The sequence below is a fragment of the Solirubrobacter pauli genome (assembly GCF_003633755.1).
GTDB lineage: Bacteria > Actinomycetota > Thermoleophilia > Solirubrobacterales > Solirubrobacteraceae > Solirubrobacter > Solirubrobacter pauli.
Window position 1 is genome coordinate 1,739,720 of the sequence record NZ_RBIL01000001.1, and the last position, 17,680, is coordinate 1,757,399.

The 17,680-nt window shown below is 72.8% G+C and carries 16 protein-coding genes; 10 read left to right on the top strand and 6 right to left on the bottom strand.

All coding sequences use genetic code 11. The features are described from left to right. The first annotated feature begins 6 nt into the window (after positions 1-6). Positions 7-789, top strand: a complete 783-nt coding sequence (locus C8N24_RS08155) for an alpha/beta fold hydrolase (protein WP_211339885.1) — start codon at positions 7-9, stop codon at positions 787-789. Beyond that, on the top strand, positions 783-2,084 hold the full coding sequence (locus C8N24_RS08160; protein ID WP_170178934.1) for an amidase: 1,302 nt from the start codon (positions 783-785) through the stop codon (positions 2,082-2,084). The genes C8N24_RS08155 and C8N24_RS08160 overlap by 7 nt, the downstream gene beginning before the upstream one ends. Here the strand turns inward: C8N24_RS08160 and C8N24_RS08165 are convergent. Genes C8N24_RS08165 through C8N24_RS08180 form a run of 4 tightly spaced genes read right to left on the bottom strand, consistent with a single transcriptional unit; the run spans position 2,038 to position 6,446 of the window. Then, entirely contained in the window at positions 2,038-2,361 is a 324-nt protein-coding gene (locus C8N24_RS08165) for a UBP-type zinc finger domain-containing protein (protein ID WP_121249580.1), read from the bottom strand. The two genes, C8N24_RS08160 and C8N24_RS08165, sit on opposite strands and share 47 nt — an antisense overlap. Then, the gene (locus C8N24_RS08170) at positions 2,358-3,770 is read right to left on the bottom strand and encodes an ATP-binding protein (protein WP_121249581.1); all 1,413 of its coding nucleotides are present in this window, start codon (positions 3,768-3,770) and stop codon (positions 2,358-2,360) included. The genes C8N24_RS08165 and C8N24_RS08170 overlap by 4 nt, the downstream gene beginning before the upstream one ends. Further along, positions 3,767-5,425 carry an NAD(P)/FAD-dependent oxidoreductase gene (locus tag C8N24_RS08175; RefSeq protein ID WP_121249582.1) on the bottom strand — a complete coding sequence of 553 codons (1,659 nt, stop codon included), beginning with the start codon at positions 5,423-5,425 and terminating at the stop codon, positions 3,767-3,769. Before C8N24_RS08175 ends, C8N24_RS08170 begins: the two co-directional genes overlap by 4 nt. A gap of 10 nt (positions 5,426-5,435) precedes the next feature. Then, positions 5,436-6,446, bottom strand: coding sequence for a peptidoglycan-binding protein (locus tag C8N24_RS08180; RefSeq protein ID WP_121249583.1), 1,011 nt, complete (start codon positions 6,444-6,446; stop codon positions 5,436-5,438). Positions 6,447-6,474: 28 nt separating this feature from the next. On the opposite strand from C8N24_RS08180, the gene C8N24_RS08185 reads away from it, so the two are divergent. The 3 genes from C8N24_RS08185 to C8N24_RS08195 all read left to right on the top strand — a co-directional run bounded on the left by C8N24_RS08185 (position 6,475) and on the right by C8N24_RS08195 (position 9,398). Further along, on the top strand, positions 6,475-7,683 hold the full coding sequence (locus C8N24_RS08185; RefSeq protein WP_121249584.1) for an alpha-amylase family glycosyl hydrolase: 1,209 nt from the start codon (positions 6,475-6,477) through the stop codon (positions 7,681-7,683). 69 nt (positions 7,684-7,752) lie between these two features. Then, positions 7,753-8,106 carry a P-II family nitrogen regulator gene (locus C8N24_RS08190; protein WP_121249585.1) on the top strand — a complete coding sequence of 118 codons (354 nt, stop codon included), beginning with the start codon at positions 7,753-7,755 and terminating at the stop codon, positions 8,104-8,106. After that, entirely contained in the window at positions 8,106-9,398 is a 1,293-nt protein-coding gene (locus tag C8N24_RS08195) for an ammonium transporter (protein WP_121249586.1), read from the top strand. Before C8N24_RS08190 ends, C8N24_RS08195 begins: the two co-directional genes overlap by 1 nt. Here the strand turns inward: C8N24_RS08195 and C8N24_RS08200 are convergent. After that, positions 9,395-9,994: a response regulator transcription factor gene (locus C8N24_RS08200; RefSeq protein WP_121249587.1), complete on the bottom strand. Its 600-nt coding sequence runs from the start codon at positions 9,992-9,994 to the stop codon at positions 9,395-9,397. The two genes, C8N24_RS08195 and C8N24_RS08200, sit on opposite strands and share 4 nt — an antisense overlap. Positions 9,995-10,050: 56 nt before the next feature. Between C8N24_RS08200 and deoC the strand changes: the two genes are divergently transcribed. From deoC to C8N24_RS08225, 5 genes are read left to right on the top strand one after another with little or no spacing between them, the layout of a single operon-like run. Further along, entirely contained in the window at positions 10,051-10,938 is an 888-nt protein-coding gene (gene deoC, locus C8N24_RS08205; RefSeq protein WP_121249588.1) for a deoxyribose-phosphate aldolase, read from the top strand. Positions 10,939-10,968: 30 nt separating this feature from the next. Continuing rightward, complete coding sequence (locus C8N24_RS08210) at positions 10,969-12,402, top strand: aldehyde dehydrogenase family protein (RefSeq protein WP_121249589.1); 1,434 nt, start codon at positions 10,969-10,971, stop codon at positions 12,400-12,402. Further along, positions 12,399-13,178, top strand: coding sequence for an aldehyde dehydrogenase family protein (locus C8N24_RS08215; protein ID WP_121249590.1), 780 nt, complete (start codon positions 12,399-12,401; stop codon positions 13,176-13,178). The genes C8N24_RS08210 and C8N24_RS08215 overlap by 4 nt, the downstream gene beginning before the upstream one ends. Positions 13,179-13,215: 37 nt before the next feature. Beyond that, on the top strand, positions 13,216-14,559 hold the full coding sequence (locus C8N24_RS08220; protein ID WP_121249591.1) for an RNB domain-containing ribonuclease: 1,344 nt from the start codon (positions 13,216-13,218) through the stop codon (positions 14,557-14,559). After that, positions 14,559-16,616: an ATP-binding protein gene (locus C8N24_RS08225; protein ID WP_121249592.1), complete on the top strand. Its 2,058-nt coding sequence runs from the start codon at positions 14,559-14,561 to the stop codon at positions 16,614-16,616. The genes C8N24_RS08220 and C8N24_RS08225 overlap by 1 nt, the downstream gene beginning before the upstream one ends. Here C8N24_RS08225 and C8N24_RS08230 read toward each other — a convergent pair. Beyond that, positions 16,613-17,662 carry a quinone-dependent dihydroorotate dehydrogenase gene (locus tag C8N24_RS08230; protein WP_121249593.1) on the bottom strand — a complete coding sequence of 350 codons (1,050 nt, stop codon included), beginning with the start codon at positions 17,660-17,662 and terminating at the stop codon, positions 16,613-16,615. The two genes, C8N24_RS08225 and C8N24_RS08230, sit on opposite strands and share 4 nt — an antisense overlap. Positions 17,663-17,680: the final 18 nt, after the last annotated feature.

Sequence of the window (17,680 nt, forward strand, 5' to 3'; positions counted from 1 at the left end):
GTAAGGGTGGACGGTCCGGAAATCGCCGTTGCGGTGACCGGCGAGGGGCCGGCGGTCCTGCTGCTCCACGGCTTCCCCGACCGCGCGGACCTGTGGCGCCACCAGATCGAGGACCTGCGGTCCGACTTCACGGTCATCGCCCCGGACCTGCGCGGCTTCGGAGACTCGGAGAAGCCCCGCGACGTGGACGCCTACCGGATGCGCCGAAGCGTGCAGGACATGCTCGGGCTCCTCGACGCGCTCGGCTTCGAGCGGGCGCACGTGGTCGGCCACGACTGGGGAGCGGGCCTCGCCTGGTCGCTCACGCACGCGGCGCCCGACCGGGTGGAGCGGCTCGTCGTGCTGTCGGTCGGCCATCCCGGCGTCCCGCGCACGCTCGCCCAGCGCGAGAAGTCCTGGTACACGACGTACTTCCAGTTCGACGAGGCCGAGGCGTTGCTGCGCCGCGACGATTGGGCGCTGCTGCGCCAGTGGGTGCAGACGCATCCCGAGCCCGAGCGCGTGATCGCCGACCTCACGCGACCAGGCGCGCTGACCGCCGGCCTCCACTGGTACCGGGCGAACCACCACCCCAGGCTCGAGCTGCGCGAGCGCACGTTCCCGCGCGTGACGACGCCGGTCCTCGGCGTCTGGAGCAGCGGCGACGCCTACCTGCTCGAGGAGCAGATGACCGGCTCTGAGGCGTTCGTGGACGATTGGCGCTACGCGCGGATCGAAGGCGCGGGGCACTGGATGCAACTCGACGCCCCGATCGAGGTCACCGCACTGATAAGAAGCCATCTGTGCTGAACGCCGTATCGCTGCGCGCCGCCTTCGCCGCGCGGGAGCTGTCGCCGGTCGAGGTCGTGGACGCCTTCGAGGAGCTGCCGGAGTACGGCGCCTTCATCACGCTCACGCTCGAGCGCGCGCGGGAGGAGGCCAAGGCCGCGGAAGCCGCGTACCGGGACGGCACGGCGCGGCCGCTGGAGGGGCTGACGCTCGCCGTCAAGGACCTGTTCGACACCGAGGGCGTGCGGACCACGTACGGCTCGAGCATCTTCACCGGGCACGTGCCCAACGCCGACGCGTGGGCCGTGCGGCGGGCGCGGGAGGCCGGCGCGATCGTGGTCGGCAAGACGATCACGCACGAGTTCGCGTGGGGCATCACGTCGATCAACCCGCACTTCCCGCCGTGCCGCAACCCGCACGACCCCGAGCGCGTACCGGGCGGGTCCAGCGGCGGGTCGGGCGTGGCGCTCGGCCTCGGGCAGGCCGCGCTCGCGCTGGGCACGGACACCGGCGGCTCGATCCGCATCCCGGCGTCGTTCTGCGGCGTCTCGGGCCTGAAGCCGACGTTCGGCCGGATCAGCACGGGCGGCGTCTTCCCGCTCGCCCGCTCGCTCGACCACGCCGGGCCGATGGCACGCACGCCCGGCGACGTGAAGCTCTTCTACGAGGCGCTCGTCGGCGAGCGCGGGCGCACCGAGCCGGCCACGCGCATCGCGGTCTGCCCGGACCTGCACCTGCGTGCGCCCGAGCCGGGCATCCAGCGCGCGTTCGACACGGCCGTCGCCGCGCTGGACGCCGAGGTGGTCGAGGTGCGCTTCGACGCCAACCCGGAGCGCCTGTACCCAACGTACGCGAGCATCCAGAACGCCGAGGCGGCGCTCACCCACGCGCCGTTCTTCCCCGCGCAGCGCGACGCGTACGGCCCCGACGTCGCCGGCCGGATCGAGTTCGCGCAGCGCGTGACGCTCGCCGAGTACGCGGAGGCGATCGCCGAGCGCGAGCGCATCCGCAGCGCCTTCTCGCACCTGTTCGCGATCGCCGACCTGCTGATCACGCCGATCTCGGCCGTCCCGCCGGAGCGGATCGACGCGCCGACCAACCAGCAGTTCCGCGACGGCGTCCTGCCCTACACGGTGCCGCAGGACCTCGCCGGGCTGCCGGCGTGCGCGGTGCCCGTCGGCTTCGACGACGAGGGCCTGCCCGTCGGCGTGCAGCTCACCGGCGCGCCCTGGTGCGAGGCCCTCGTGCTCGCCACCGCCGAGGCGCTGTTCAGCGCGACAGCATCGGCGAGGGCGGAATCCGCGTCTGCCCGGTGATCTGCGGGATCAGCATCCCGACCTCGTCCTTGAAGCACCAGCACCACGCCTCACCCGGCTCGAGCGAGCGGATGATCGGGTGCTCGTCGTGAGCGCGCGCGTGCGCGCTCGCGTGCTGGTTCGGTGAGTCGTCGCAGCAGCCGACGTGCCCGCACGTCAGGCAGATGCGCAGGTGCAGCCAGACGTCACCGGTCTTCAGGCAGTCCTCGCAGCCGGCCACCTCGTCCGGCAGCTCGGTGATCTCGATCGCGTCGGTGTGGGTGCAGCGCGTGCTCATTGCTTCTTCCCCTCGAGTGGCAGCCAGATGTGGAAGGTCGTGCCCGCGTCGCTCGTGTCGAACGTCAGCGAGCCGCCGTGCTTCTGCTCCACGATCCGGCGGGCGGTGTCCAAGCCCATGCCCGTGCCGCTGCCGGGGGCCTTCGTGGTGAAGAACGGATCGAAGATGCGCGCGCGGACGTCCTCGGGGATGCCCGGGCCGGTGTCGGCGATGTCGACCCGGATGCAGCCGTTGTCGGGCAACGTCGTGATCGTGATCTTCCCGTCCTCGCCGAGCGCGCCGAGCGCGTTGTCGAGGATGTTCGTCCACACCTGGTTGAGCTCGGACCCGTGCATCGTGATCTTCGGCAGCGACTGGTCGTAGTTGCGCTCGACCTTGATGTTCGTGTGCTTGATCTTGTGCTTGAGCATGATCAGCGTGCTGTCGAGGCCCTCGTGCACGTCGGCGATGATCACGCCGCCGCGGTCCATGTAGGCGTAGGTCTTGATCGCCTTCACGAGCTGCGACATGCGGTCGGTGGAGTCCACGAGCTCGGTGGCCAGCTCTTGCGCGGAGATCGTCGACGCCACCCACCACAGCGCTTTCAGCGAGGCGTGCGTGCCCTCGCCGGTGATGGCGATGACGCGTCGGACCCAGTCCTCGTCGAGCCCGGCCGCGGCGAGCGGCTCCGAGAAGCGGTACCCCTCCGTGATGCCGAGGTCGGCGAGCAGGTCCTCCATCGCGTCGATCGCGTCGGCTTCGTCGAGCGCGCCGCCCGCCTCGCGAAGCTCGCAGCGCTCGAGCGCCTCCTTCTGCAGCGCGAGCAGCTTCTCGGCGTCGTCGAGCTCGATGCCGGCCTCCACGAACGCGCGCAGCGCGTAGTTGATGACCTGCATCGCCTGCACGAGGTCCGACGCCGCGCGCCGCGCCGCCGCGGCCGGGTTGTTGAGCTCGTGCGCGAGGCCCGCGGCCATCGTGCCGAGCGAGGTCAGCCGCTCCTGGCTGGACTCGCGCGCGTTGAGGCCGCGCATCACCGGCCCGATCACGTGCATGACCTTGCGGTGCACGGAGCGGTGCTTGATCGCCAGGTCGATGAAGGCGTCGCGCGGCACGATCGCGTACCGGCACGTCGACGTCGTCTCGATCGTGACCGGGAGCGGCCCCTCGGTGATGGCCGCGATCGCGCCGATCCAGGTCGGCCCGTGCCCCGGGTTGCCGATGTCGGTGCCGCCGCCGGCCGTCTTGACCAGGCCGCGCGTGGCGCCGTCGAGCAGCAGCAGCGTGCCGGGCGAGTCCTGGCCCTGCTCGAGCAGGATCTCGCCCTCCCCGACCTCCTGGATCGAGGGTGTCGCGGCCGCCCACTCCGCCAGCGCCTCGTCCGACAGCCCGTCGAACAGGTCGATCCGGCGGAGCTCTTCGACGGGGATCATTCGGCCAGGTACTCGTGGATCAGCGAGACGGCCATCGAGCCCTCGCCCACCGCGCTCGCGACGCGCTTGATCGAGCGGGCGCGGACGTCCCCGGCGACGAACACGCCGGGCACGGTCGTCTCGAGCGTGTAGGGGTCGCGTTTGAGCGGGAAGCCCGCGGCCTTGGCGTCGGCGCCGGCGAGGATGAAGCCGCGCTCGTCACGCCCCACGACCCCGTCGAGCCAGTCGGTGCGCGGCGCGGCCCCGATGAACACGAACGTCGCGTCGACGTCCTCCTCGTGCTCGCCGTCGGCGTCGCGGATGCGCAGCGTGCGCAGGTGGTCATCGCCCCCGGCCGCGATCGCCTGCGCGCCCGTGCGCACGTCGATGTTCGGGATGGCGGCGATCTGCTCGATCAGGTAGTGCGACATCGACTTCGCGAGCGAGTCGCCGCGCACGAGCATCGTCACCTGACGCGCGTAGCCCGAGAAGTGCACGGCAGCCTGGCCCGCGGAGTTCGCGCCGCCGATGATCACGACGTGCTGCTCCGAGCACGAGCGCGCCTCGCTCAGCGCTGCGCCGTAGTAGATGCCCTTGCCGGTGAACGTGTCGAAGCCCTCGGCGGTGAGGTGGTTGTAGGAGACGCCGGACGCCACGAGCACGCAGTTCGCGCTCAGCGTGCCGCCGCCCGACAGCTGCAGGATCCGGCCGGCGCCCTCGACCCGCAGCGACACCGCGTCCTGGACCGTCAGCAGCTCGGCGCCGAGCCGGCGCGCCTGGTCGGTCGCGCGGCGCGCCAGGTCCGAGCCCGACAGGCCGGTCGGGAAGCCGAGGTAGTTCTCGATCCGCGACGACGTGCCCGCCTGGCCGCCGGGCGCCTCGCGCTCGACCATCACGGTCCGCAGGCCCTCCGACGCGCCGTAGACCGCGGCCGCGAGCCCCGCGGGCCCGCCGCCGACGATCGCCAGGTCGTAGTGGTCGGACGCGGGCGCGGCGGACACGCCGAGGCGCTCGGCCAGCTCCAGCACGGTCGGGCGCTCGAGCACGGTGCCGTCCTCGAGCAGCGCGACCGGCAGCCGGCCGTCCTCGACCGCCGCGACCGCGAGCAGCTCACGCGCCTCGGAGTCGCGCTCGACGTCCAGCCAGCGCATCGGCACGCGGTTGCGGGCGAGGAAGTCGCGCAGGTCGTGCGAGTCGCGGCTGAAGCGGTGGCCGATCACGCGCACGCCGCCGGACTCGAGCGCGGCGCCCGCCTCCCACGTCGTCAGCAGGTCCTCGACGACCGGGTACAGCTGCTCCTCCGGCGGGTCCCACGGCTTGAGCAGGTAGTAGTCGAGGTCGACCTCGTTGATCGCCTGGATCGCCGCCTCGGTGTCGGCGTACGCGGTCAGGAGCACGCGCTTGGCGTCCGGCACGAGCTTGCGCGCCTCCACCAGGTACTCCGTGCCGGCCATGCCCGGCATCCGCTGGTCGGCGACGAGCAGCGCGACCTGCTCGCCGCGCGCGACGAGCTCCTTCAGCGCGCCCAGCGCCTCGGGCCCGCTGGTCGCACGTACGATCCGGTAGCGCTCGCCGAACTGACGCCGCAGGTCACGGGCGACGGCGGCGAGCACGGCGGGTTCGTCATCGACGCAGACGATCGCGGCGCGGCGCCGGCGCGGTTCGGAAGCCTCCATGCCCAGGACGCTATACGACGCGAACCGGCGTGCCGACTTCCACGAAGTCGAACACCGCTTGGACTTCCGGCATAGGTACGCGCGCGCCGCCGTGCGAGGCGGGGCCGGCGGGCACGTCGGTCGCGCCGTAGAGGGCGAGGCCGGTCCCCCAGTAGACCGCGTGATCCAGCCAGCTCTTGAACGGCACGGACCAGGCCTCCTCGACCTTGCGCGTGACCTTGAAGGTGCCGGAGGGCGTGCCCATGTCGGTCGAGTTGTTGCCGACGCCGGTCGACGTGTGGATGACGCGAACGACGCGGCCCGCCTCGACCAGCAGCACGACGCTCTTGCCGCGGATGATCTCGACCTTCTTGCCCGCGCCCGTGCGGTCGGTGGCCAGCGGCCGGCCGGCGCCGTCGAGGCGCTGCAGCGTCATCCCGCCCACGATCCCGTCGCGCTCGAGGCCCTCCCAGGACTGGAAGGCGAGCACGGCCTGCTGGGAGCGGTAGTCCCACTTGCCGGTGACCGCGTCCTCGGGCAGGTAGCCGAGCTGCGCGAGCTTGGCCTGCACCGCCTGCGGGTCGCGCGGCGCGGCCGGCTTCTTCGTCGGCGGCTTGGGCGCGGTGTACTCCTCCGGCGGGGCGAAGTCCGCGCGCGTGAACGTGCGGCCGCGGATCTCGACCTCCTCGGCGTCGGACGCGCCGGTGACCGTGTAGACCACCTGCGCCACGCGCGCGAGGTAGGAGACGTCGGCGGCCGCGAAGCTGCCGCCGAGCTCGACTTCGACCTTGTCGTCGTCCTCCTCGGCGGACGTGACCGTCACGCCGCTCGGGATCGCAGTGCCGTAGCCCTTCTTGCGCTCGGCGGCCGTGACGCCCTGCAGCAGCACCTTCAGCGCGGCCTCGGGGCCGGCGGCGGCCTGGCGCTTGACCGAGCTGAGCGCCTCGCCGCGCAGGACGTAGATCTTGACCGTCTTGGCCTCGGCCGCCGCGGGCGCGGCGAGCACGAGCAGGGCGACGACGAGGAGAAGGAATCTGCGCATCACGCGGCCAGTTTGACAAGGTGCGCAAGTGGACCGGCTCTCGATCTACGAGATCAACACCGCCGTGTGGCTGCACGGGCACTCGCTGGCCGACGTGCCCGCGCGGCGCTGGGACGCGCTCGCCGCGCTCGGCATCGACGCGGTCTGGCTGATGGGCGTGTGGGAGCGCTCCCCGGCGGGATCGGCGATCGCGCTGGCCGACCCCGGGCTGGTGGCGAGCTTCGAGGCGGCGGTGGGCGAGCTGCGCGCGGGTGACGTGATCGGCTCGCCCTACTGCGTGCGGCGGTACGTGGTCGACGAGCGGTTCGGCGGCCCGGACGCCCTGGCGGTCGCGCGGCGCGAGCTGGCGGCGCGCGGCATCAAGCTGATCCTCGACTACGTCCCCAACCACGTCGCGCCCGACCACCCGTGGGTGACGGAGCGCCCGGACGTCTTCCTGCGCGCCCCGGACGGCACGATCGCGCACGGCAAGGACCCGTACTTCGACCCCTGGCCGGACGTGATCCAGCTCGACGCGTTCGCTCCTGGGCTGCGGGAAGCGACGGTCGAGACGCTGCTGGACATCGGAGCCCAGTGCGACGGCCTGCGCGTCGACATGGCGATGCTGATGGTCAACGCCGTGTTCGCGAAGACGTGGGGGCGGCCGGCGCCCGCCGAGGAGTTCTGGCCGGCGGTGATCGCCCGCGTGAAGTGGACGCACCCCGCGCTGCTGCTGATCGCCGAGGTGTACTGGGACATGGAGTCGACGCTGCACGAGCAGGGCTTCGACCTCTGCTACGACAAGCGCCTGTACGACCGGCTCGTGGAGCGGGGCGACGTCGCCGCGCACCTCGCCGCCGACGCGCGCTTCCAGGAGCGGCTCGTCCGCTTCGTCGAGAACCACGACGAGCCGCGGGCGGCGGCGGTGTTCGGCGCGGCGCAGGCCCGCGCCGCGGCGGTCGTGATGTCGACGCTGCCGGGCGCGCGGCTGTACCACGACGGCCAGCTCAGCGGGCGGCGCACGCACGTGCCGGTGTTCCTCGGGCGCGCGCCGGACGAGCCGGTGGACGCCGACCTGCGCGCGTTCTACGCGTGGCTGCTGCCGCGCGCCGCGCGACTGGGAGGCACGTGGCGCCTGCTGGAGCGCGAGCCGCCGCTGGTCGCCTGGGCGTGGGACGACGCCGTCGTGGAGGTCAACCTCTCCGACACGCCGGTCGGCGAGTTGGCGCCCTGGGGCTTCACTTTGCCGTTCGGATAATGGGTGCTGGCCCGTGTTGTACGCACGGCTAAAGACGTTCTCGCCCCGCGCGTGGAGGCTGTGCGGCCTATGAAGCTCGTAATCGGGATTGTCCGCCCCGAAAAGACGAACGAGGTCCTCGAAGCGCTCTACCGCGCCGAAGTCAGAGGGTTCTCCATGAGCCGCGTGCAGGGGCACGGCGGCGAGCTCGACCGCGTCGAGACCTATCGCGGGACCACCGTCCGCGTCGGCCTCACGGAGAAGGTGCGGTTCGAGATCGCGGTGTCCGACGACTTCGTCGCACCCGCCATCGACGCGCTGTGCTCCGGAGGTCAGACCGGCGAGGTCGGCGACGGCAAGATCTACGTGCTCGACCTCGAGCAGGTCGTCCGCATCCGCACCGGCGAGACCGCCAACGCCGCCGTGACCCCGGTGGGTGCCTGATGCCGGCGGGAGTGGATACCGGCGACACCGCCTGGATGCTGATGGCGACCGCCCTCGTGCTGCTGATGACGCCCGCGCTGGGCCTCTTCTACGCCGGGCTCGTGCGGTCCAAGAACACGCTCAACACGTTCATGATGTGCGTCGCCGCGCTCGCCGTGGCGACGATCACGTGGGCGCTGGTCGGCTACTCGATCGCGTTCGCGCCGGGCAACGGCATCGTCGGCGGGCTCGACCACGTCGGCCTGAGCGGCGTCGACTTCGCGCCGCGCGAGGGCCAGACGATCCCGCACCTGCTGTTCATGGCCTTCCAGGCCACGTTCTGCATCATCACCACCGCGCTGGTCGCGGGCGCGGTCGTCGAGCGCATGCGCTTCGGCCCGTTCCTGGTCTTCTCCGCGCTGTGGTCGGTGCTCGTCTACGCCGTGCTCGCGCACTGGGCGTGGGGCGGCGGCTGGCTGCAGGAGCTCGGCGCGCTGGACTTCGCGGGCGGCATCCCGGTCGAGATGGGCTCGGGCTTCAGCGCCCTCGCCGCCGCGATCGTCGTCGGCTCGCGCAAGGACCACGGCCGCGTCGCGATGCTCCCGCACAACTCCGTCTACGTCCTGCTCGGCGCCGGCCTGCTGTGGTTCGGCTGGTTCGGCTTCAACGGCGGCAGCGGGCTCGCCGCGGGCCAGGTGTCCGTGCTGGCGTTCGTCAACACGCTGCTGACGCCGGCGTGCACGCTCGCCGCCTGGTTCATCCTCGACCTGCTGCGCTCGCGCCAGGTGACCGCGATCGGCGCGGCGACGGCGATCGTCGTCGGCTGCGTCGGCATCACGCCCGCCGCGGGCTTCCTCTCCCCGATCTGGGCGATGGTCCTCGGCGTGGTGGCGGCGCTGCCGTCCTACGCGGTGATCATGTGGCGCCCGCGCTGGCGGGTGGACGAGACGCTCGACGTGCTCGCCGCCCACGGCGTCGCGGGCCTGTGCGGCATCGTGTTCATCGGCCTCGCCGCGCAGTCGGGCTGGAACGGCACCGCCGACGGCGCCTTCTACGGCGACGCCGCGCAGCTCGGCAAGCAGCTCGTGGCCGTCCTGGCCGCCCCGGCCTACGCGTTCGGCGCGACCTTCGCGCTGCTGAAGCTGATCGCCGCGTTCATGCCCCTGCGCGCGACCGCGAGCGAGGAGGCGATCGGCATGGACATCGTCGCCCACGGCGAGGAGGCCTACGCCACCGGCGAGGGCGCGATCCTCGTCATGCCGGACGCGCCGCGCACCGAGCCGCGCCGTTCGTCGGAGAAGGTCCTGGTCTAGACCTGGAGGTGGGCGCGCACCGCCAGCACACGGCGGTGCGTGCGCGTCGACGGCGGCAGCCGGAGCTTGTCGAAGATCGACGTCACGTGGCGCTCGACGGCCCGCTCGGACAGGTACGCCTGCTGCGCGATCGCCTTGTTCGAGCGGCCCGCGGCCATCAGTTCGAGCACCTCGCGCTCGCGGTCGGTGAACGTGTTGCGGGTGGAGCGGCGAACGAGCACCTGCGGGACGACCGCAGGGTCGATCACCGAGCCGCCCGCCGCCACCTCGCGCACGGCGGAGATGAACCGCTCGACGTCCGGGACCTGCCCGGCCAGCAGGTAGCCCGCGCCGGACGGACGCTCCTCGAGCAGGTCCAGCGCGGCGTCCGGGTCGGCCGTGTCGGCGAGCACGAGCAGCGGCACGTGCTCGCGCGCGGGAGGATCGGTGAGCGCGACGACGGCCATGTCGGGGCGGTGCGCGCGGGCCTTGCGCTGCAGCTCCTCGGCGTCCGCCGCCTGGCCGACGACCGCGATGCCGTGGTCCTCGAGCAGGCGGCTGAGGACCGCGCGCAGGAGGGCTGAGTCGGCGGCGACGATGACGTGGAGTTGCTGCATGCCCTTCCAGACGATGAAGGGACGTCGGCTATTCCCGGTCATGCCACACTGGCCGCATGAGCCGTTCCCTCATCCCCGTCAACCGTGTCGGGGTCGACGAGCGGGCCGCGGCACTCGGGCGCCGGTCGATCAAGACGACCGCCAAGCGCGAGGGCATCCGTCTCGCCACGTCGATGATCGACCTCACGACGCTGGAGGGGTCGGACACGCCCGGCAAGGTCCGTCACCTCTGCGCGAAGGCCGTCTGCCCGGACGGCCTGCGGCCGGAGATCCCGAGCGTGGCGGCCGTGTGCGTGTATCCGTCGCTGGTCGGCGTCGCCGCCGAGGCGCTGCAGGGCTCCGGCGTGGCGGTCGCGTCGGTCGCCACCGGGTTCCCGGCCGGGCAGACGTCGCTGAAGGTCAAGGTCGACGAGACGCGCGAGGCGGTCGCCGCCGGCGCGACGGAGATCGACATGGTGATCTCGCGCGACGCGTACCTGCGCGGGGACGACGCGCGCGTGGCCCGCGAGGTCGAGGCCGTCAAGGAGGCGTGCGGCCCGGCGCACCTGAAGGTGATCCTCGAGACCGCGGAGCTGCCGACCTACGCGCACGTGCGCCACGCGTCGGAGCTGGTGATCGCCGCGGGCGCGGACTGGATCAAGACGTCGACCGGCAAGGCGTCCTCCGGCGCCACCCCGGGCGTCGTCCTGGTGATGCTGGAGACCGTGCGCGACCACGCGCACCGCACCGGCGAGATCGTCGGCGTCAAGGCGGCCGGCGGCGTCTCGAACACGAAGGCGGCGCTGCACATGCTGGTGCTCGTCAAGGAGACGCTCGGGGACGACTGGCTCACGTCGGAGCGCTTCCGGATCGGCGCATCGTCGCTCCTGAACGACCTGCTGATGCAGTACGCCAAGCTCGACGGCGGCCATTACGGGCGCGCCGAGGACTTCTCGAAGGAGTGAGGCTGGATGGCGACCGTTGAACGTGCAGCCTTGAAGTGGGACTACGCGCCGGCCCCGGAGTCGCGCGACGCGGCGCCGCTGAAGCCGCGCTACGACCTGTTCATCGGCGGGAAGTTCGTCGCGCCGACGGACGGGACCGTGGTCTCGACCGTCAACCCCGCCACCGAGGAGGTGCTGGCCGAGGTCGCGTTCGCGGGGCCGGGCGACGTGGCCCGCGCCGTGGAGGCCGCGCGCGCCGCGGCCGCCGGCTGGGCCGCGCTGCCGGCGCTCGAGCGCGGCAAGTACCTGTTCCGGATCGCACGGCTCATCCAGGAGCGCTCGCGCGAGCTGGCGATCGTGGAGACGCTGGACGGAGGCAAGCCGATCCGCGAGTCCCGCGACGTCGACGTGCCGCTCGCGGCGGCGCACTTCTTCTCCTACGCGGGCTGGGCCGACAAGCTGTCGTACGCCTTCGCGGGACGCGCGCATGAGCCGCGCGGTGTCGTCGGCCAGGTCGTGCCGTGGAACTTCCCGCTGCTGATGGCGGCGTGGAAGCTCGCGCCCGCGCTGGCGACCGGCAACACCGCCGTGCTCAAGCCGGCCGAGACGACGCCGCTGACGGCGCTCATCCTGGCCGAGATCATCGAGGAGGCGGGCCTCCCGGACGGCGTCGTGAACATCGTCGCCGGCGACGGGTCCGCGGGCGCCGCGCTCGTGCGCTCCGACGTCGACAAGGTCGCCTTCACCGGCTCCACCGCGGTCGGCAAGGAGATCCAGCGCGCGCTGGCCGGCACCGGCCGGGGGCTCACGCTCGAGCTCGGCGGCAAGTCGGCCAACATCGTGTTCGAGGACGCCGCGCTCGACCAGGCGGTCGAAGGGATCATCGAGGGCATCTTCTTCAACCAGGGCCACGTGTGCTGCGCGGGCTCGCGGCTGCTGCTGCAGGAGAGCGTGGCCGAGGAGGTCGTGCGCAAGCTGTGGGCGCGGATGGAGCGCCTGCGCGTCGGCGACCCGCTGGACAAGAACACGGACGTCGGCGCGATCAACTCCGCCGAGCAGCTCGCGCGGATCAACGACCTCGTGGCCGCGGGCGAGCGCGAGGGCGCGACGCGGCGCAGCGTCGCCTGCGAGCTGCCCGAGCAGGGCTACTGGTTCGCGCCGACGCTGTTCCTGGACGTCGCCCCCGCCAACCGGATCGCGGTCGAGGAGATCTTCGGCCCCGTCGTGTCGGTGACGACGTTCCGCTCGCCGGCCGAGGCGGTCGAGCGCGCGAACAACTCCGCCTACGGGCTCGCGGCGGGCGTGTGGACGGACAACGGCGCGAAGGCCTTCGAGGTCGCCTCGAAGCTCCGCGCCGGCGTGGTCTGGCAGAACACGTACAACAAGTTCGACCCGACGGCCGCCTTCGGGGGCTTCAAGGAGAGCGGGTTCGGCCGCGAGGGCGGGCCCGCCGGGCTGGCGCCGTACGTGAGGTTCGCGTCATGAGCCGGGCCGCGGTCGCCAAGACGTACAAGCTCTACCTGGGAGGCGCGTTCGTGCGTTCGGAGTCCGGCCGGACCGACCCGATCGGCGGGGTCAACGTGCCCCGCGGCTCCCGCAAGGACATCCGCGACGCGGTCAAGGCCGCGCGCGCCGCGGCGCCCGGTTGGGCGAAGAAGACGGCCTACAACCGCGGCCAGGTGCTGTACCGGTTCGCGGAGGCGCTCGAGTCGCGCTCCGACGGCTCCGACGAGTACGGCGAGGCCGTCGACCTGCTCGTGCACTACGCGGGCTGGACGGACAAGCTGGCGGCGGTCATGGGCGGCGTGAACCCGGTCGCGGCGCCGTTCCTGTCCTTCTCCTCGCCCGAGCCGACCGGGGTCGTGGCGGTGCTCGCGCCGGACCGGCCGGACGTGCTCGGCCTGATCCGCGAGGTCGCGCCCGCACTGGCCGCGGGGAACACCGTGGTCGCCGTGGTCTCCCGCAGCTCTCCGCTGCGCCCGCTGGACCTGGGCGAGGTCGCTGGCGTCTCCGACATCCCCGGTGGCGTGCTGAACCTCATCTCCGGCCGGCTGGACGAGCTGCTCACGCCGCTGTGCGGACACCGCGACGTCAACGCGATCGTCGACGCGACGAGCGACGACTCGGTGGCCGCGACGGTCGACGAGCTCGCGGCCGAGACGGTCAAGCGCGTGTCCCGCCCGACCCCCTACACCGACTCCCTCACCCGCCTCGAACCCCTGGTCGAGCTCAAGACCGCCTGGCACCCGGTCGGAACTTAAAGTGCCAGGCACTTTAAGTTTCGGGTAGCACCGGCGCGTGCTGACTCGCTGGCTTCGCGTCGTTCCCGCCTCCGCGCTCGCGGAGGGCCTGGCCGCCATCCGTGACGAGCTCGACGTGCCGGGCGCGTTCCCCGCCGATGTGGTGGCGGAGGCCGAGGCGGCCGTGCGCGCGCCCGTCGAGGGCGAGCGCGTCGACCTGCCGTTCGTGACGGTCGACCCACCGGGTGCGCGCGACCTGGACCAGGCGCTGCATCTCGCGCGGCGCGACGACGGGTACCGCGTGTCCTACGCGATCGCCGACCCCGGGTTCTTCGTGCGCGACGGCGGCGCGTTGGACCGTGAGGCGCACGCGCGCGGCGCGACGATCTACATGCCCGACGGGAAGATCCCGCTGTACCCGCCGGCGCTGTCCGAAGGCGCGGCGTCGCTGCTGCCGGGCGAGTGGCGACCGGCGGTGCTGTGGACGCTCAACCTCGACGCGGACGGCGAGCTCGTGGCCGTGGACGTCGCGCGCAAGGTCGTGCGCAGCACCGCGCAGCACACCTACCAGGACGTGCCGGACGCGGTCGCGCCGCTGCTGCGCGAGATCGGCGAGCGGCGGCTGGCGGTCGAGCGCGAGCGTGGCGGCGTGCGCCTCGCCGTGCCCGAGCAGGAGGTGGTGTCGCAGAATGGCGGCTGGACGACCTCCTACCGCGTCCCGAACGAGTACGAGGACTTCAACGCCCAGCTGTCGCTGCTGACGGGCATGGCCGCGGCCGCGCGCATGCTCGAGGCGCGGGTCGGCATCCTGCGCACCCAGCCCCCGCCGTCCGAGAAGTCCTTCACGCGCTTCCGGCTCGCCGCGGCGGCGCTCGGCGTGATCTGGGCGCCCGACGTGACCTACCCCGAGTTCGTCCGCCGCCTGGACCCGTCGATCCCCGCGCACGCGGCGGTCATGCACGAGGCGTCGCGGATCGGCTCCGGCGCCGGCTACACGGCGTTCGACGGCGAGCTGCCCGAGCAGCCGGCGCACTGGGCGGTCGCGGCGCCCTACGCGCACGCCACCGCGCCCCTGCGCCGGCTGCAGGACCGCTACGTGTCCGACTGCTGCCTCGGGGCGCCGGATCGCGCCGCGCTGCCGGACCTGCCGAAGACGATGGCCGCGGCCTCCCGGCGCGCCGGAGCGGTGGACCGCGCGGTCGTCGACCTGGTCGAAGCCGTGCTCCTGCAGGGGCGGGAGGGCGAGCGCTTCGAGGGCGTCGTGATCGACGAGGGCGTGGTCCAGCTGCGCGACCCCGCCGTGCGGGCGAAGGTCGACGGCGCGCCTGAGCAGGGCAGCGCGGTGGTCGTGCGCCTCGTGCGCGCCGACCCCGCCGCGCGCACGGTGGAGTTCACGGTCTGATGCGGATCGGGAGCACGACCGACGGCGCGCCGCTCGATCTCGATCCCGCCGACCTGACGACGCACGGCGTGATCGTCGGCATGACCGGCTCGGGCAAGACCGGGCTCGCGATCGTGCTCCTCGAGGAGGTGCTCGCGGCCGGCATCCCCGCGCTCATCCTCGATCCCAAGGGCGACATGGGCAACCTCGCCGGCGACGACGTGACGATCTACACGCCCGGCTCGGAGGCGGGCGTGCCGCTCAACCTGATCGGCTCGCTGGCGCCGCCCCCGCTGTCGTGGGACAGCGAGGCCGAGGCGCTGCGCGACGAGATCGAGAGCATCGTCACGAGCCTCCTCGGGCTGGTCGGCATCACCGCGGACCCTCTCGCCAGCCGCGAGTTCGTGCTGCTCGCGAACCTGATCGAGCACGCCTGGCGCGCCGGGCGCGCGTACGACCTCGCGACGCTGATCGGCGAGATCGGCTCGCCGCCGCTGCGCAAGCTCGGCGTGTTCGACGTCGACGTGTTCTTCCCGCCCAAGGACCGGATGGCATTGGCGATGCGGCTGAACGGGCTCGCGGCGTCACCGTCGTTCGCGGCCTGGAGTGCAGGCGCGCCGCTGGACGTCGGCGCGCTGCTGAACGGCCCGCGCGCGTCGATCGTCTACCTCGCGCACCTGTCCGAGGAGGAGCGCCAGTTCGCGGTCACGCTCGTGCTCTCCAAGCTCGTCACGTGGATGCGCGGCCAGCCGGGCAGCACCGACCTGCGCGCGCTCGTCTACATGGACGAGGTGTTCGGCTTCGCGCCGCCGACCGCAACGCCGCCCGCGAAGGCGCCGATCCTGACGATCCTCAAGCAGGCGCGCGCGTACGGCGTCGGCATGGTGCTGGCGACGCAGAACCCGGTCGACCTCGACTACAAGGCGATGGCCAACGCCGGCACGTGGATGGTCGGGCGGCTGCAGACGGAGAACGACAAGGCGCGCGTGCTCGAAGGGTTGCGGTCGGCGGCCGGTGGCGCCGACATCGGGGCGTTGGACGCGGCGATCGGCGGTCTGGCGAAGCGCCAGTTCATGCTCGTCAGCGCGCGGGCCAACCAGCCCGTCGTGTTCGGCACGCGTGACACGCACTCGACGCTCAGCGGCCCGCTCACACGTGAGCAGATCGCGGCGGTGACCCCGGACGTGCCGATCCCGGCGCCGGTCGCCGCGCCCGGTCCGGGCGTGAACGGCACGCCGGTCGCGCCGCCGGTGGCGGACGGCGTGCCGGTCGGCTGGGCGGGAAGCGGCCGGCTGCGCGCGTACCTGCGCGCGCAGGTGAGCGTCCGCTACGACGACCCGGGCGTGGACGAGCTCAGCCGCTTCGAGGCGGCGTACGGGCCGCTGGACGAGGGCTTCGACGTGGCGCGGGAGGTCGCGCTGTCGACGCCGGTGGGTGAGACCGCGCCCGTGGGCGCCGAGTATGTCCTGCCGAGCGTGCCGATCGGCGACCGCGCGTTCTTCCGCGACGCCGAGCAGGCGATCGAGCGCCACGTCGTCGCAGAGCGCCCCCTGCCGCTGCAGCGCAACGCCAAGCTCAAGCTCCTGTCCCGGCCGGGCGAGACCGCGGAGGCGTTCGCGGCACGCTGCGACCTCGCCGCGCAGGAGGCGGCGGACGCCGAGACGGCGAAGCTGCGCGACCGGCTCGAGACGCGCCAGAACCGGTTCGAGCGCGCGCTGGAGACGGCACGGCGACGGGTCGAGGACCTCACGTACGAGGAGCGCACCCAGCAGGCCGAGCAGCTCGCGGCGGGCGCGGGCGCGCTGCTCGGCGCGTTGATGGGCGGGCGTCGCCGGACGCGGTCGATCGCGGGCGCGCTCGGCCGCTCCTCCCGGACGGCGGCCAAGCGCCGCGTGGCCGAGGCGAAGGTCGCCGACGCCACCGACGACCTGCTGGAGGTCGAGCGCGAGATCGAGACCGCGGTCCTGGAGATCGACGCGAAGTGGCGCGCGATCGGCGACGCGATCGAGCCGGCCGCGATCCGCGCCGAGGCGTCCGACGTCGCCGTCGAGCGCCTCTCGCTCGTCTGGGCGCCCTAGTCCATCCGCTCCAGCAGCTCCGCGAGGATGCGCTTCACGAGCGCCGGGCCGTGGTATACGAGCCCGGTGTACAGCTGCACGTTGGTCGCGCCCAGCTGCAGCTTCGTGTAGGCGGCCTCGCCGCTCATGACGCCGCCCGCCGCGATCAGCGTGTAGCGGTCCCCCGTGATCCCCTTCAGCGTGCCGAGGATCGCGTTCACGTACGCCTCGACCGGCGGACCGCCGACCGCGCCCGGCATGCGGTCGAGCGAGTCGCGCGCGACCGTGAGGTCCAGGAAGTCCGGCTTGCCCGACGGCAGGTTGATCGCGAAGCCCGACACGAACGGGTGGCCGTCGGCGATCGCGACGATCTCCCGCAGGACGCCCGCATCCCGAGTCGGCTTGAGCTTGAGGATCAGCGGCACGCGCGGGTCGCACTCGGCGAGGCGGGCGAGCAGCGCGTCGATCCGCGTCAGGTCGTCGAAGAAGTCGCGGTCGGCCGCCGAGTTCGGGCAGCTGAGGTTGAGCGCGACGTAGTCGGCGCGGTCCTGCAGGACGCTGAAGGACGCCGCGTAGTCCTCGTAGACCTCGGGACCGGCCGCGGGCTTCGCGGGGTCGTTGGTCTTGACCAGGTTCACGCCGACGGGCACGGGCCGCGGCCCCGCCAGCCGCTCGCGGACGGCCTCGGCGCCCTCGTTGGGCACCCCGTAGGCGACGACGATCGCCTCGTCCTGCGGCACGCGGAACAGCCGCGGCTTCGGGTTCCCGTCGGAGGCGTCGGCGGACACCGACCCGATCTCCAGGTGCCCGAACCCGAGCGCCCCGAGCATCCGCACCGCCCGCGCGTTCTTGTCGAACCCGGCGGCGAGCCCGAGCGGGTTGGCCACCGGGATGCCCGCCAGGGTCGTCTCCAGCCGCGGGTCCCGCAGCGTGAACGCCCGCTGCGCCACGCGTCGCACGACCGACGACCGCCCACCGAGCTCCGACGCCGCCAGCGTCAGGTTGTGCGCCCGCTCCGCGTCGAGCCGGAACAGCAGGGGCCTCACGGTCGACTCGTAGACGCTCATGCCAGGATCGTACGGACC